14 protein-coding genes are annotated in these 13,798 nt (G+C 70.9%); 5 read left to right on the top strand and 9 right to left on the bottom strand.

Features of this window, described 5'->3' with window-relative positions; all coding sequences use genetic code 11:
- Positions 1-346 precede the first annotated feature (346 nt).
- The 3 genes from ACFYX4_RS15830 to ACFYX4_RS15820 all read right to left on the bottom strand — a co-directional run bounded on the left by ACFYX4_RS15830 (position 347) and on the right by ACFYX4_RS15820 (position 2,647).
- A complete protein-coding gene (locus tag ACFYX4_RS15830; RefSeq protein WP_389332192.1) occupies positions 347-1,276 on the bottom strand; it encodes a hypothetical protein in 930 nt (309 codons plus the stop codon).
- Between the two features lie 57 nt (positions 1,277-1,333).
- A complete protein-coding gene (locus ACFYX4_RS15825) occupies positions 1,334-1,759 on the bottom strand; it encodes a hypothetical protein (protein WP_389332189.1) in 426 nt (141 codons plus the stop codon).
- Between the two features lie 408 nt (positions 1,760-2,167).
- The gene (locus ACFYX4_RS15820; protein WP_389332186.1) at positions 2,168-2,647 is read right to left on the bottom strand and encodes a CGNR zinc finger domain-containing protein; all 480 of its coding nucleotides are present in this window, start codon (positions 2,645-2,647) and stop codon (positions 2,168-2,170) included.
- A 105-nt stretch (positions 2,648-2,752) separates the two neighbouring features.
- Between ACFYX4_RS15820 and ACFYX4_RS15815 the strand changes: the two genes are divergently transcribed.
- Positions 2,753-3,619: an alpha/beta fold hydrolase gene (locus ACFYX4_RS15815; protein WP_389332183.1), complete on the top strand. Its 867-nt coding sequence runs from the start codon at positions 2,753-2,755 to the stop codon at positions 3,617-3,619.
- A 128-nt stretch (positions 3,620-3,747) separates the two neighbouring features.
- Here the strand turns inward: ACFYX4_RS15815 and ligA are convergent, their stop codons facing one another.
- Together ligA and ACFYX4_RS15805 are read right to left on the bottom strand one after the other, a co-directional pair.
- The gene (gene ligA, locus ACFYX4_RS15810; RefSeq protein ID WP_389332180.1) at positions 3,748-5,823 is read right to left on the bottom strand and encodes an NAD-dependent DNA ligase LigA; all 2,076 of its coding nucleotides are present in this window, start codon (positions 5,821-5,823) and stop codon (positions 3,748-3,750) included.
- 91 nt (positions 5,824-5,914) lie between these two features.
- Positions 5,915-6,574 carry a hypothetical protein gene (locus ACFYX4_RS15805; protein WP_389332177.1) on the bottom strand — a complete coding sequence of 220 codons (660 nt, stop codon included), beginning with the start codon at positions 6,572-6,574 and terminating at the stop codon, positions 5,915-5,917.
- A gap of 22 nt (positions 6,575-6,596) precedes the next feature.
- On the opposite strand from ACFYX4_RS15805, the gene ACFYX4_RS15800 reads away from it, so the two are divergent.
- Both ACFYX4_RS15800 and ACFYX4_RS15795 read left to right on the top strand, forming a co-directional pair.
- Positions 6,597-7,085 (top strand): CGNR zinc finger domain-containing protein, encoded by a 489-nt coding sequence (locus tag ACFYX4_RS15800; RefSeq protein WP_389332174.1) that lies wholly within the window; start codon positions 6,597-6,599, stop codon positions 7,083-7,085.
- Between the two features lie 210 nt (positions 7,086-7,295).
- Complete coding sequence (locus ACFYX4_RS15795; RefSeq protein ID WP_389332171.1) at positions 7,296-8,069, top strand: maleylpyruvate isomerase N-terminal domain-containing protein; 774 nt, start codon at positions 7,296-7,298, stop codon at positions 8,067-8,069.
- A gap of 104 nt (positions 8,070-8,173) precedes the next feature.
- Here the strand turns inward: ACFYX4_RS15795 and ACFYX4_RS15790 are convergent, their stop codons facing one another.
- Together ACFYX4_RS15790 and ACFYX4_RS15785 are read right to left on the bottom strand one after the other, a co-directional pair.
- Positions 8,174-8,563 (bottom strand): hypothetical protein, encoded by a 390-nt coding sequence (locus ACFYX4_RS15790; RefSeq protein ID WP_389332168.1) that lies wholly within the window; start codon positions 8,561-8,563, stop codon positions 8,174-8,176.
- A 169-nt stretch (positions 8,564-8,732) separates the two neighbouring features.
- A complete protein-coding gene (locus ACFYX4_RS15785) occupies positions 8,733-9,311 on the bottom strand; it encodes a snapalysin family zinc-dependent metalloprotease (RefSeq protein ID WP_389332165.1) in 579 nt (192 codons plus the stop codon).
- A 264-nt stretch (positions 9,312-9,575) separates the two neighbouring features.
- On the opposite strand from ACFYX4_RS15785, the gene ACFYX4_RS15780 reads away from it, so the two are divergent.
- Positions 9,576-10,220 carry a dihydrofolate reductase family protein gene (locus ACFYX4_RS15780; RefSeq protein WP_389332162.1) on the top strand — a complete coding sequence of 215 codons (645 nt, stop codon included), beginning with the start codon at positions 9,576-9,578 and terminating at the stop codon, positions 10,218-10,220.
- A 363-nt stretch (positions 10,221-10,583) separates the two neighbouring features.
- Here the strand turns inward: ACFYX4_RS15780 and ACFYX4_RS15775 are convergent, their stop codons facing one another.
- Complete coding sequence (locus ACFYX4_RS15775) at positions 10,584-11,984, bottom strand: hypothetical protein (protein WP_389332159.1); 1,401 nt, start codon at positions 11,982-11,984, stop codon at positions 10,584-10,586.
- Positions 11,981-12,346, bottom strand: coding sequence for a hypothetical protein (locus tag ACFYX4_RS15770; RefSeq protein ID WP_389332156.1), 366 nt, complete (start codon positions 12,344-12,346; stop codon positions 11,981-11,983). Before ACFYX4_RS15770 ends, ACFYX4_RS15775 begins: the two co-directional genes overlap by 4 nt.
- A 368-nt stretch (positions 12,347-12,714) precedes the next feature.
- On the opposite strand from ACFYX4_RS15770, the gene ACFYX4_RS15765 reads away from it, so the two are divergent.
- Positions 12,715-13,230, top strand: a complete 516-nt coding sequence (locus tag ACFYX4_RS15765; RefSeq protein WP_389332153.1) for a roadblock/LC7 domain-containing protein — start codon at positions 12,715-12,717, stop codon at positions 13,228-13,230.
- Positions 13,231-13,798 lie beyond the last annotated feature (568 nt).

Below are 13,798 nucleotides of genomic sequence, written 5' to 3'. Positions count from 1 at the left end.
GCGTCAGACGGCGTCGACCCGCCAGGCGATCACACCGTTAGCCTCCTTGTCGCCGTCCACGTCGATACGGAGAGGACTCCCTCCGGTGATCCTCTGCTGCCCTCGCCCAACCGGGGCTCGGCATGTAGGCGACGGCTGAGCCGCTGCCTCGGACGCGCTCGGGCCCAGGAGACCGCGAGGAACCGCCGGCCGCACCGTCGCTGCCCCTGTCGCCGGCACCCGTACACGCGGCGAGCAGGAACGCCGACGCGGCCACAGCAAAGGTGACGAGCCGGGTGGTTCGCAGGTTCGAGCAGGTCATGTCCGGGCGGGGTCGCTCATTCTGCACGGTCATTCTGCACGGTGTTCACCGCGCGGGAGTCAGTTCGGCCTCCTGCTGGGGCTGTTCCTCGTGAGGCGGCTCTTCCCCGTGCGCCTCAGGCGCGCCGAACCACGCCACGGCGACCGCGCCCGCCACCGCCAGGGCGAAGCCGAGCATGGCCATCCAGGCGAGACCGGGCCGTGAGGCGTCGCCGAGCCACAGCACGCCGATCGCGCCGGGCAGCACGGTCTCACCGACGACCAGGGCCGCCGTCGCCCCGTTGACCGAACCGATCTGCAAGGCGACGGTGTGCAGGTACATCCCGCCGACGCCGGCCGTCACGATGGCGTACAGGGCCGGGTCCGTGAGCATGACGGTCAGGTCGAAGGGGGCGACGCCGTTCAGGACGCGGACGCCGACGCCGAGCGCCCCGAACCCCAGCCCGGACAGCAGGCCGGCGAGGATCGCGGCGCGGGGACCGAGGAGACGCACCGCGAGCGTGCCGAGCACCATCAGGGCGATCGAGATCGCGAGGAGCCACCAGTGCGTGGAGATCGGGGTGTCGTGTCCGCTGCCCTCCTCGCCCGCCGCCGTCGCGAGCAGGACGAGCGCCACGCAGACGACCCCGATGGACGTCCACTCGGCCCGGGTCAGCCGAATGCCGAGGAGCCTGATGCTCAGCACGGCGGTGATGATCAGGTTGGCGCTGATGACGGTCTGCGAGAGGAACAGCGGCAGCAGCCGGGCGGCCAGCGCACCCAGCGCGAAGCCCACGAAGTCCAGGACGGTACCGACGACGAACTCCCAGGTCATCGCGGCTTTCGCGGTCGAGGAGAGGCTGGGTCCGCCGTACTGGGTGTGGGCGCTGCTCGCCGCATGGCTCCGCGCGGCCCTGCGCGATCCGACGGCTTGCAGGACCGACCCTGTGCCGTAACAGACGGATGCCGCGACGGCGGTCAGCAGGCCGATCAACACGATTCGCTCCGTTCCCGAGGGGCACCGACTCAGCCCCGTCTCGGTTGACCAGACGGCTTATGGGCACGGGGCGTTGCCTCGCCCGCCGGAGCAGCGGCCTTTTCGATCACGTCGAGCCGGTCGAGGACGTGCGTCATGTCCTCGGCGCGCGAGCGCCGGAAGAAGGGTGCTCCGGGAACGCCGCGCGGTGCCGGAGGCGTATGCCTCGGCCATGGCGTGGAAGGAGCGCTTGGGGGCGAGGCTGCCGTCAGGCATCAGCTTGCACACCCCGAAGGAGGCCATGTCGAGGTCGAAGCGCGGGTCCTCGTGGTGCGGATACTCGTAGCCGGCGAAGGTGAACCAGAACGCGGTGTCCACGCCTTCCTCGTCGAAGACGGCGAGCATCTCCCGCAGGTAGTGGGCCTGTTCCTCCTCGTCGCGGACGAAATCGCCGTTGACGCGCGGCGGTTGGGCGTCGTGGTCGACGACGTCCACCCAGCCCATGCCGCCGCGCTCGGCTGCGCCTCGGTAGGTGCAGCAGCCGAACTCGGTCGCCGCGAGCGGCTTGCCGTGCCGGGCATACGCGCGCAGGCCCTGCCGGAAGGCGTCGCCGGCATCACCGTAGGCGTCCGCGCTGACGATGTCGAAGGGCGCCCAATCGACCTGCTCTCACGTTCCGGAGGCGTAGGTGATCTTTACGCGGAACCGTCAACAACAGTCCGCTGAGCGAATCCTGGCGCACCGCTCCCGGCCGGCCCGCCTGGACCGAGCTCGCGCACCAGACCCGCGACGAGCTGACCGTCAATCTGACGAGAGCACGGCGCACCGGTCGGACGCCCGCCACCTGACCGGCGAACGCCCGCGTCGGCGAGGGTCGGCACGGCATCGTTCGAGGTCGGAGCGAGAGCGAGGTCAGCGGGTGCGCTGGTAGTGGCGGCGTGCCTTTTCGCGGTTGCCGCATACGGCCATCGAGCACCAGCGGGCGCGGTTGGCGCGGCTGCGGTCGAGCAGGAACAACTGGCACTCGTCGTTGGCGCAGGGGCGGAGCCGGCCGGGCGCCTGCTGCTCGACGGCGGCCCAGGCGAGAACCGCCTCGACGGCCAGCCGGGCGTGCGGGGGAGTCTTGACCGTCCACTGGAGACCGTCCGAAGTGATCTCCGGGATCTGGTGGACCCCTTCGAGCAGCGGGCTCAACGCGGCGGGTGAGCGTTCCGCGCGCACGACGTCCCGCAGGACGTCCCGCGTCTCGCGCAGCAGGGCCAGTTCCGCGAGGCTGCCTTCGCCGCCGTGCTCGCGCGCCCAGCGTCTGCCTTCTGCCGCCTCGCCGAGCGCGTCCCGTTCCTCGCCGGCGATCAGTGGCCTGCTGTTGAGCAGGTCGAGCAGCGTGTCCATCGGTCTCCACTCTCTCTCTAACCACATAGAGTCCTTTGACAGGTTAGCTCATCCTGTGCTTGCATGAGGAGAACTAACCGGATCAAGCAATCAAAGGGGTTAGACATGAGCTCGGTGCACCACCGGACCGCCACCGTCGACGGCCACGAGATCTTCTACCGCGAAGCCGGCCCCGCAGACGCCCCCACGATCGTCCTGCTGCACGGTTACCCGACCAGCTCGTTCATGTTCCGCGAGCTCATTCCGCTGCTGGCCGACGACTACCACGTCATCGCGCCGGACCACCTCGGCTTCGGCCACTCCGACGCCCCGCCGGCAGGGGAGTTCACCTACACCTTCGACGCGCTCGCCGAACTCACCTCCGGGCTGCTCGACCGACTGGGCCTGGACCGCTACGCCCTCTACGTCCAGGACTACGGCGCGCCCATCGGGTGGCGCCTCGCGCTCAAGCACCCCGAACGGATATCCGCCCTCGTCACCCAGAACGGCAACGGCTACGAGGACGGCTTCGTCGAGTCGTTCTGGACCGACGTCTGGGCCTACGGGGCGAACCCCGGTCCGGACACCGAACCCGCCGTCCGCGCGGCGCTGAGCCTCGACGCCATCCGCTGGCAGTACGTGCACGGCGTGCCCGACCCGAGTGTGGTCAGCCCGGACACCTGGGAGCACGACTTCGCCCTCGTATCGCGCGAGGGCAACGACGAGGTCCAGCTGGCGCTGTTCCGCGACTACCGGAACAACCGCCCGCTCTACCCGCTGCTGCACGAATTCCTGCGCACCGGCGAGGTCCCGGTGCTCGCCGTGTGGGGCCGCAACGACGAGATCTTCGGCCCGGCCGGAGCACGAGCCTTCGCCCGCGACGCCAAGGACGCGGAGGTGCACCTGATCAACGGCGGCCACTTCCTGCTGGAAAGCCACCTGGACGTCGTCGCGGGATACCTGCGCGGCTTCCTCGGACGGGTGCTGACCTGAGCGGACGCCGTCGGCAGGCACCGCAGCCAGCTCAACGGGCACCGGACTCGCACCCACCCGGCCGCCCGGACGCCTGCGGATCACCGGAGCACCACCGTGACGCCGCTCTGCTCGAGGAGTCCGCCGCTTCAGTTGAGGTAGTCGGCGATCATGTCGGCGAATTCGGCCGGGGTGATCACGCGGAGGCCGAGGTCCTTGGCCTTGGCCCGCTTGGATCCCGCGCCGTCTCCGGCGACGACGAGGGTGGTCTTCTTCGAGACGCTGGAGGAGGAGCGGCCGCCGGCGCGTTCGACCAGCTCGTTCATCTGGTTGCGGGAGAGTTTCTCCAGGGGGCCCGCCATCGCGCCGGTGACGACCACGGTCATCCCGGCCAGCGGCCCGCCCGCAGGCTCGGTGTCCACCGCGTTGCCGCCGGACGGCGCGGGCGGGGTGGCCCCGGGCTCGGTCATGTTCACCCCGGCGGCGGCGAGTCTGTCGATGAGCGGGGCGAGTTCGGCGAGTTCCGCGACGATCGAGGGTGCCTTCTCGGTGCCGATCCCCTCGACCTGCTGCATCGCCTCCGCGTCCGCAGCGCGGATGTGGTCCATCGTGGCGAAGTGCCGCGCGATCCGGCGGGACATGGAGCGGCCCGTGCCCCGTACCCCGAGCGCGCACAGCACCCGCGACAGCGGCCGGCTCTTGGCCGCGGCGAGGGCGGCGAGGAGGTTGTCGGTGCTGGTCTCTCCCATCCGGTCCAGGCCCAGCAACTGCTCGCGGGTGAGGCCGAACAGGTCGGCGAGATCGGCGACGAGGCCCGCGTCGACGAGCTGGACGACGCGCGTGTGGCCGAGCCCCTCGATGTCGAGCTGGTCGCGGCCGGCCGCATAGGACAGTGCGGCGACCAGGTGGCAGTTGCGGCCGTTCTCGCAGCGCCAGCGCTGCTCCCTGCTGTCGACGCCGGCCCCGCAGCGCGGACACGCTTCGGGGAAGACGATGGGCTGTTCGTCCCCGGTGCGCAGATGCGCGACGGGGGCCTCGACGCGGGGGATGACGTCACCGGCCCGGTGGACCATGACGTGGTCGCCCAGACGCAGGTCGCGCCGGGTGATGTCGGCCGGGTTGTGGAGGGTCGCGTAGGTGACGGTGGCACCGTCGATCTCGACCGGCTCCAGCACCGCACGCGGGGCGATGACGCCGGTGCGGCCGACGTTCCACTCCACCTCCAGCAGCCGGGTGATCTTCTCGACGGCGGGCAGCTTGTAGGCGATCGCCCAGCGCGGCGCGCGCGTCCCGGATCCGGCGCTCCGCTGGTCGGCGGCCAGGTCGGCCTTGACGACGATCCCGTCGATCCCGAAGGGCAACTCCGCCCGCGACGCGGCGATCTCCCGCACCCGGGCCAGCACCTGCTCGACGGTGTCGGCGGTGATGCCGGGCACCGCGGTGGTGGCGGTGGTGTTGACACCGAACGCGGCGGCCTGCGCCATCAGCTCGCTGTGCGCGAGTCCGCCCAGCCGCGCGGCGAGCTCCGTGTCGGTGTCGGCCAGGGGCAGCAGGCCGTAGCCGAAGAACGTCATCGGCACGGTGTAGGCGCGCTCCCTGGCTCGCAGCGTGCCGGCCGACGCGCCGCGCGGGTTGGCGAACGGCTGACCGCCGTGCGCGGTGCGCACCTCGTTGGCATGCTCGAACTGGGCGGTCGTCATCAGGATCTCGCCCCGCACCTCCACCGTGACCGGCTCGGCGAGTTCGTCCGGCAGGCCCTCGATGGTGCCGATCGCGTGCGAGACGTCCTCCCCGGCCGTCCCGTCCCCGCGGGTGATCAGCTGCCGCAGGCGGCCTCCGGTGTAGCGGGCGGCGACCGCGAGCCCGTCGAGCTTCGGCTCGACGCTGAACCGCTCGACCTCATGGCCGATGCGGCGGGCCAGCGAGGCCGTCCAGGCGGTGAACTCCTCCGGCGAGAACACGTTGTCCAGGCTCAGCATCGCCACCGTGTGGGGGACATCGCCCTGGACGGCGCCGCCGGCGACCTTGCCCGTCGGCGAGTCGGGCAGCACCTGCTCGGGATGGTCGGCCTCCCACGCGGCGATGCCGCGCACCAGCCGGTCGTAGGCGTCGTCGTCCAGCGCCGACGTCCCGCCCGCGTAGTAGCCGGCCGACGCCTTCAACGCGTCCTCGACCGCCTGCGCGTAGGCGGCGGCATCCGTGATCACTGCGGCTGGTGTCGTCATACCCGCCATCCTGCCTGCCACCACTGACATCGCCCCTGGCGACGAGACCGATCAGCTACGGGCATGGTCGGTCTCGCCCCGCCCGACCGGCTCAGTCCTCGGACAGGAGCCAGCCGATGCGCAGCTCTTTCGCACCCGGACGGAACGTCCGCGTGAGCTCGGCGCGCTCGGGGTCGTTCTCGGGGAGGTTGTCGGCGAGGAGGGCCTGCGCGGCGATGGTCTGGGGCCGGGCGCCGAGTGCGGCGCGCAGGTGGAGTGAGCGGCGCAGCATCGCGATCCGTTCGACGGGCTCCTTGTGCGGTGCGAGGTGCCGGATGACGTACGACTCGAAGTAGCCGTCGCCGTACTTCGTCGCGATCTCGAGAGCCGTCTCGTAGCGCGGGATCACGTCGGCCGCGTTCTCGTCGACGTTGTCCAGCAGGACGGCCCAGTGGTACTCGGCCCAGCCGCGCTGCTTCTCGTCGCCGCTCTCGACCACCGCGCGGTAGCCGGCCTCGGCCACGGCGCGGTCGTCGGGGCGGGGGTCACGCCGGAACAGCAGGCGGCTGTAGGCAAGTCGCGCCGTGAGCAGGTGCGCGGTCGGCGATGAGGGATCGAGCGCCCCGACCGCCTTCTCGGCCTCCTCGTGACCCTCGATCCGGAAGAACCAGCGATCGACGGCGATCTCCGCGCGCAACTCGGGCTCGGCGTCCGGGCCGAGGGCGGCGAGCGCGGCGTCCCACTCCCCGAGCATGTGCAGGCGGCGGGCCACGTACGGTGACTACATTGGGAACGTGACGCGGTTGGCCGTCGAGTTGGCCAATACCGGGACCCTCGACCGACGAGGCGAACTGGTCGCCGCGTTCTTCGCGGAGCACGAGATCACTCCACCGCCGGACGGCGCCTACGGCGAGCTTCCGGACCTCGTGCGCGCGGCCCTGGCGCAGGCGGTCGACGGCGCCGCCCCCGACGCCGTGCACCGCCTGCTGCGCGACTATCCGCCGGAGATGCACCTGTCCGACCACGACGGCCTCGGCTGGCACGTCCACTTCAGCCGCAACGGCTCACCGGCCGAGCGCTGGGCCGGCCAGATGATCGCCGCCAAGCTCGCCCTGGTCGCGGCCGGGGATCCGGCGGTGACGCTGGGGCGCTGCGCCGCGGCCGGCTGCGGAAACTACTTCGTGGACCAGTCACGGAACCGGACGCGCCGATTCTGCTCCAACACGTGCGCGAGCCGGACGACGGTCGCGGCCTATCGGTCCCGGGCGGCGAAGAACTCCTAGTCCGTCAGAACGTGCTGCGGCTCCGCGCACAACTCGGTCGTCCTCGAACTGCGAAAACGCAGACAGGGAGCCCAGGTTCGGGACCTGCGCTGCTCGACATGCCGGCGCCGTCGGGCCGCACGCACTGCTCGGGCGCTGCGCCCGGCCGTCGCCGCGCTCGTCCGACAAATTCGCTACCCGGCGGCCGGAGCGCCGTGATACACAACCGCCGTGCACAACAACTTGGAGTTCCCCGAGGTCCTGCGGCTGATCGAGGACCGCTCGGCCGCGTTCCGCGCCGCGATCGCGTCCGCCCCCGACCTCGACGTCCAGGTCCCGTCCTGCCCGGACTGGACGCTGCGCGAACTGGCACAGCACCTCGGCGACGGCCGCCGCCGCCAGGCCGCCGTCGTCGCGGCGGGTCCGGGCGCCGAGCCCCCGGCGAGGACGGACCCGAAAGGCGCCGCGACCGCGCCCCGCGACCGCGAAGCCCTGGACGCCTGGCTCGCCGAGTCGACCGAGCTCATGCTCGACGCGATGCGTGAGGCCGGCCCGGACCGCGGCTGCTGGACCTGGTGGGGCCGCTCGCAGGCCCCGGAGACCAGCGGAGCCGTGGCCCGGCACCAGATCCAGGAGCTCGCCGTCCACACCTACGACGCCCAGCTCACCCAGGGCATCGCGCAGCCGCTGCCGACGGACGTCGCGGTCGAGGGCGTCGACGAGTTCCTGACGACCGTCTCGGCGACGACCGTCCCCTGGCCGTTCAAGCCGGCGACCATCGACCTGCACGCGACCGAGGGCCGCTCCTGGCGCCTGACCCTCGACGCCGACGGCGTCCGCTGCGACGACCTCGCCGCCGACGCGGAGCCGGGCGACATGGCGATGCGAGGCGCGGCGAGCGAACTGGTCCTCTACTTCTACGCGCGCGTCCCGCTCGACGGCCTGGAGACCACCGGCGACACCGAGCCGATGGAGCAGCTCGCGGACTGGGACCCGAACGCGTAGAACGCGCACTTGCGAGGCATCCGCCGGTGGTGCGCGCGTTCCTGCGGGCCCGCTGTTCAAGGGCGAAGGGCGCTCGCTCGTCCTGACGCCCGTCTGACGCCCGGTCAGGCGTCGGGGTCGACTTCGGGGTGCGTGAACCGCATGGGCTTGCCCAGCGACCGGGCGTAGGCGATCTCGGCGCGGGTGCTGTCTCCGATGTAGTCCCCGACCACGAGCACCTCATCAGCGAGCCGGATCTTCGCCCGGTGCAGATCGTCGAGTCGAACCTTCAGCGCCTCGGCCTCGACGGGATCGGACCATAGTTCGTGCGGCGACTTCATGTCACAGCCCGGTTTGACGACGATCTTTCCGGCTTTGGTCTCCCGTAGATCGGCCTCGTTCATCTCGGTCATGAAGCGGGTGGAGCCGCAGATCGCGACGATACGCGGGAGGCTCAACAGCTTCTTCGCGTCGGCGAGTTTCTCCTCGGGGGTGCGCAGTCGTGGGTCTGACACGCGTTCCTCCTGGTGGTGCGGCCTTTACGGGCAGCGGGCAGGCGAGGGCGCACACCCGGAGGTGTCATAGCCCGCGTCATGCAACGCATCCTCGGCTCGATACGGCGGCGGCGAGGTGCCCGGCCCCGAGATCGGGGTCGGGCACCTCGCCTTGCTGCTGTCCCGTCGACTACGGCGCGTCCACCAGGATGCGTCCGTCGGCGGGGGTGCGTACCACGCCGTTGGCGTAGGCGGATTCCACGCGGGCCTGCTCAGCCGCGTTCGGTACCGCGTTCCTGCAACTGGTGCCCGGGCTGGAACCCGACATCAACTGGGAGCACGGGCCGGGCTTCGTGTCGGGCAGGCCCAGGTTGTGGCCGATCTCGTGGGCTGCGATACGGATCTTGTCGTAGCCCTGGGTGACCGCCTGACTGCCGAGTTCGACACGGGCCTGACCGCCCGGACGCACCGGTCCGAGTGTCGCCTGCGGCCAGCCGCTCGTGGCCACGATCTGGATCTCGGCTCGGGTTCCCGGCGCGGCCTCGACCAGCTTCACGTTGTCGACGTTCGAGTTCCACACGGCGACCCCGGCGGCGATCGCCGCCTCCCAGCCCACGGCACGGCTGTCGTCGTAGCGGAGTGTCACTGTCGCTGCCGAGGTCTTCGACCCGGCCGACCCGTGCGCGGACGCGGCGTTCGCCGTCGGCGCCGTGATCAGGGTGACCGCTGCGGCGGCGCCGGCGGCCCTCAACCATAAGGAGTGCGGCATTGCTGTCCCTTCACTCGTGGGGGCTCGGCTCCGTACGGAACCGAAAGTGCGGGAGGGCGGCGACTGCCGACGGACCTGGCCCGGTGGGCAGTCGCCGAATCTCCCGGGGGATTCGGAACGTGCCCATCACCGCGCACTGGGCATGCCCCTGTCAAGTACGGTGAAGCAGGTTCCGGCGCGGCGATGAGCCTGCGGGCGTCGGCAGGTCTATCTCTTCAGAGAGACATCTCTTGAGAGAGACAACCGACGCACCGGGAGTAAGCCATGGGCCTCATCGACATCGAGCTGTTCGCGACCCTCGACCTCGTCGGGCAGGCGCCCGGCGGCCCCGACGAGGACCCAGTGGGCTTCCCGTTCGGCGGCTGGCAGGCGCCCCTGCTGGACGAGGTCGCCGGGGCGCAGATCGGCGCCGCGTACGAGGGCACGGACGCCCTCCTGCTCGGCCGCCGGACGTACGACATCTTCGCCGCCTACTGGCCCCACCAGGAGGGCGGCGAGGACGACGAGATCGCCGCACTCTTCAACAGCGTCCCGAAGTACGTGGCCTCTCGCGGAAGGCCCGACCTCTCGTGGGCCGGGTCCACGCAGCTCGGCCCGGACCTCGCCGAGTCCGTGCGCGAGATCCGTGACCGGCACGAGCACGTGAAGGTCGTCGGGAGCCTGAACCTTGTGCAGACCCTCCTGCGCGAGAAGCTGTTCGACCGTCTCGACCTCTGGCTGCATCCGATCGTGCTCGGCGTCGGGAAGAAGGTGTTCGAGGACGGCGCGGTGCCTGCCAACGTCACGCTCCTCGCACCCCCGGCGGCCAGCCCTAAGGGCACCGTGTACCTGCGGTACGGGCTTGCCGACGGCATTCCCGCGACGGGGGACATGAGCGCACCCGATCGCGGTGCCCGGAGCGACAACTGAGGCCATCCGCACGCTCGGTGGGCCCGTGCCGCTGCGGAACGGGCCCCCGGATACCGGCCGCCCCGGATGCCCACCCTGCCCTGGGCCGGAGAGGCCCCAGGAGGTGAGGGCGACCTGAGCACACAGAACGCCAGTCGGTCGGCATCGTCGCCGCCGCCGGAGTGGCACGCGTGCCGGAGACCTCACGTGCCGTACGGGTATCTTCCGCTACGTCGTCGAGCGCACCCGCTCAGCCGGCTGAAGTGCCATCGCTTGCACCGGTATGCGGAGCTCCTCGGCGGAACTCCGCAGCACCACCATCCGACCCTCCAGGCGCAGCGCCGCACGCCCCTTTCCGCGCAGAACCAGTGCAGCAGCCGTGGACTACGCATCTATCCAGGTCTCGTCGGCCGATGCCCGGCCGGTGTCCCCGCTCAAAGACTCGCTGACCAACATCGCCGCTGCGATCGAGTAGGCGCGCAGGCGGTCACCAGGGATCTCGCGGGCGGTGAAAGAGGTTTGGAGCTTCTTGAACAGGGCGCAGAAGGTCAGCGGCTGCTGCGGATCGCACAGCGCGCCGATGTTCCCCTTCGGCACGCCCCATATCCGCAGCGCGGCTGCCGAATCGCCCTCGGCGGCGAGCTGAGCGCCGTCCGTGAGCCACGGCTCGCCCAGCTCGCGGCCCGCCTGGTCGAGGAGGTTCAGGTACCACTCCGGTGAGCGACACTGGAGTTCGTCGAAGACCTCTATGGTCCTCAGATACGAGGGGTCGAGTGGAGTGTGGACGGGGGCCGACCCGATCATCCCGGAGCTGAAGGGGACGGCTGACGCCCCGGTGCTGGAGGCGGCTTCGGTCACGGCCAGGGCCGAGCCGAAAGACTCCTCGGCGAGCTTGCGCTCTGCGAAGTTCATCTCCCGCAGCAGCGCGGCTGCCCGCTGTCGGGCGGGCGGATGGCTGGCACCTCGGCGGACGAAGAGTGCCTGTTCGGTGACGTGCACGGCCAGCGTCCCGATGGCGGCTCCGACGGCCCCAAGAGCAGCCTGCCCACCCCCGGGTGGCAAATCGTCAAAAAGCTGTTCGCACGCGCGCCGGACGACCCGCAGCGCATGCAGGTCTGCCTCCGCCTCCAGCTGGTGGCTTTCGGAACACACAGGCAGGTACTCGTCGGGCGCGAAGGCGCTCACCGAAGACGCGTGCCCCAGGACGTAGTGCGCGAGTTCGTGGGCTACAACGAACTGTGCGGCCAGGTAATGGAAGAGGCCGGCGGCTTGCGTGGCCTCCGGTTCCAGCCGGATCTCCAGTTTCCCCGCGATCCCGAACACCCGCTGCTGAGTGTTGTAGTAGCGCAGCAACCCGGTCAGCACCTGCGGCACAGGGCCGAGCTGCCCGGCCAGGCCCATGGCCTGGGCGTACAGCCCGCACAGGCTGAAGGTCGCGTCCGAGACGGCGACGAGCCCCGAGCCGTCGGTGAAGCGGGTCATCCGGGCGGAGAACGCCTCGCGCTTGAGGGCAACGGCCCACACACCGTCCAGGGTTGCGCGGCTCGTCCCGAGGTCGGCCAGGGCGTCCTTCGTCTGCTGGACCAGCTCCGTGAGGAACGCACCTACGGGGTCGTCGGGCGATGTGGGGCCGGTCGCGCCGAACTCGGCCATCATCGTGTCAAGCTGCTGGAGCCCGTAGTCGTCCCCCAGCTCCGTGAGCCGCTCGCGCATCTGCGTCAACTGCCGGGCCCGGTTGACCTGGAGCTTCTGGTATTGCTGGAAGGCAAGGCTCCCGCCGCTCACGGGGAGAGCTCCGGAGCCGGGGCGTTGCGGCAGAACACGCCAAGCCCGACCCGGCCCACGAGTACCGCGATCAGGACGGTGGTCTTGGCGTCGCCCGCGAAGTCAGCGATCAGTTCCTGCACGGTGAAGGCGTCGATGAGCCGGTCCGTGGACGTCGTGCCGAGGAACGCCTGAGCCTTCTCGTGATGGCAGATCCGGCGCTGGAGCTCTGCGTGCTTGTCCGCGAACCACTCCTTGCCGAACTCCCGATGGCTCTCCTCATCTTCCGGAGACAGTCCAAGGCCCTCGCCCAGGAGTTCCGCCCCCAGCAGGGCATACAGTTCATCATCGGTCTTGTCCCAGTAACTCTCGACCGTGGCCATGCGCCCCGCCCCCCACACGCTCGTACGACTGCCGACCGGCGGCATGCTAGCTATCCCGGCCACCGTCCGGGGGCGGATCAGCCCAAAACCCATCCGTTGGGGTTGTCCCCTAAAGGTTGTGCTTGCCGCGTGCTCGGACCTGCTTGTGGGACGGGATGACCAGTCCGGTGCCCTACATGTTCCAGAGGAATTTGCCAAACCCCTCACCTCCCCTCGGTACGTTCCGTAACCTCGGGATCACGCTCTCGGTACGGCTGTGCGTGGAACGCGTCGGTGTGCCCTGTTCGGACTCGTGACGTGGTGCCACCGGCCGTCGTCGGGCCGGTGACAGCCGGGCCCGACGCCAACGCGCCCAAAGGAGACTGGTCATGGCCGTCGAGGCCGAGGTCCTGAACGAACTGCACCGGCTGCGCACGCGTATGCCCCAGCTGACGGGGGCGCTGGCGGCCAGCGTCGACGGCTTCGTCCTCGCCCAGGACATGCCCGGCGTTCAGCCCGAGAGTCTCGCGGCCCTCACCGCGGCGGCCCTCGGCGTCGGCTACCGGATGGTGGACCTCACGGCCCGCGGCGAGTTCTGCGAACTCCTCGTGCGCGGGGCGGGAGGCTACGTCGCCACCTACGCGGCCGGCCCCTCCGCCGTGCTGACCCTGCTCGCCGACGACCGGGCCAACGTCGGCCGACTTCACCTGGAGGGCAGGCGCAGCGGGGCGCACATCGCCGGGCTGATGGCGGCCCGGCTCGCACCCGGCCATGCCGTCCCCAACCACCCCGCCCGGCCGCAGGACCCCCCTTCCGTCACCCCGTTACGGGCCCTGGGGTCGTTACCGGTGCGCATCCCGCGCCAGTTCAGGCCCCTCCGGGGACCGGAACACGGCAACAGCTGAAGGGCGTTGATTTCTCGTCTCGTCCCGCTACAGCTACAGCTCTCGGTCGCGGTCCCTGCGTCGCGTGACCCCCCGTCGTCGGGCGGAGGGGCGGTCCGGGGCCTGGGAGGACGTCGGGGCCGTCGCGGGTGCGCTGAAGCCGCCGGGTACCAGACGCGGTGGTGATGCCACGCTCGGAGGAACGGGCGCCGCCTGCTCCGTGTTCGGCGGCTGCCCCGTGGCCTGCGGCTCCGCGTCGGTCCGTCGGGGCGGCGATGCCGCCCGGCCGAGTACGCGCGTGTGCGTCATCAACGGCGCGCACGCCGAGCACACTTCGCTGAGCGTCCACACCTGACCCACGGCCGGGTTGTGCCGCAGCACCAGCACCACCGAGCCCGCGCACGCGACCCGCACGCCCTCGTGCAGCGCGCACCGCTCGCGGCGGCACCAACATGCGGCGTCGTGCCGCACCGCCGCCGCCCTCGCGTGCGCGGCGGCGTGGGCCTCGGCGAAACGGCGCAGAGCGGTGAGATCGCGGGAGCGCGGCGGCATCGCGCACGCCGACGAGCACGTGACCGACGCGGTACGG

The organism is Streptomyces sp. NPDC002328, from assembly GCF_042890065.1.
Lineage (GTDB): Bacteria > Actinomycetota > Actinomycetes > Streptomycetales > Streptomycetaceae > Streptomyces.
The sequence above is the reverse complement of the archived record's forward strand: the minus strand, read 5'-3'. Positions and strand labels throughout refer to the sequence as shown.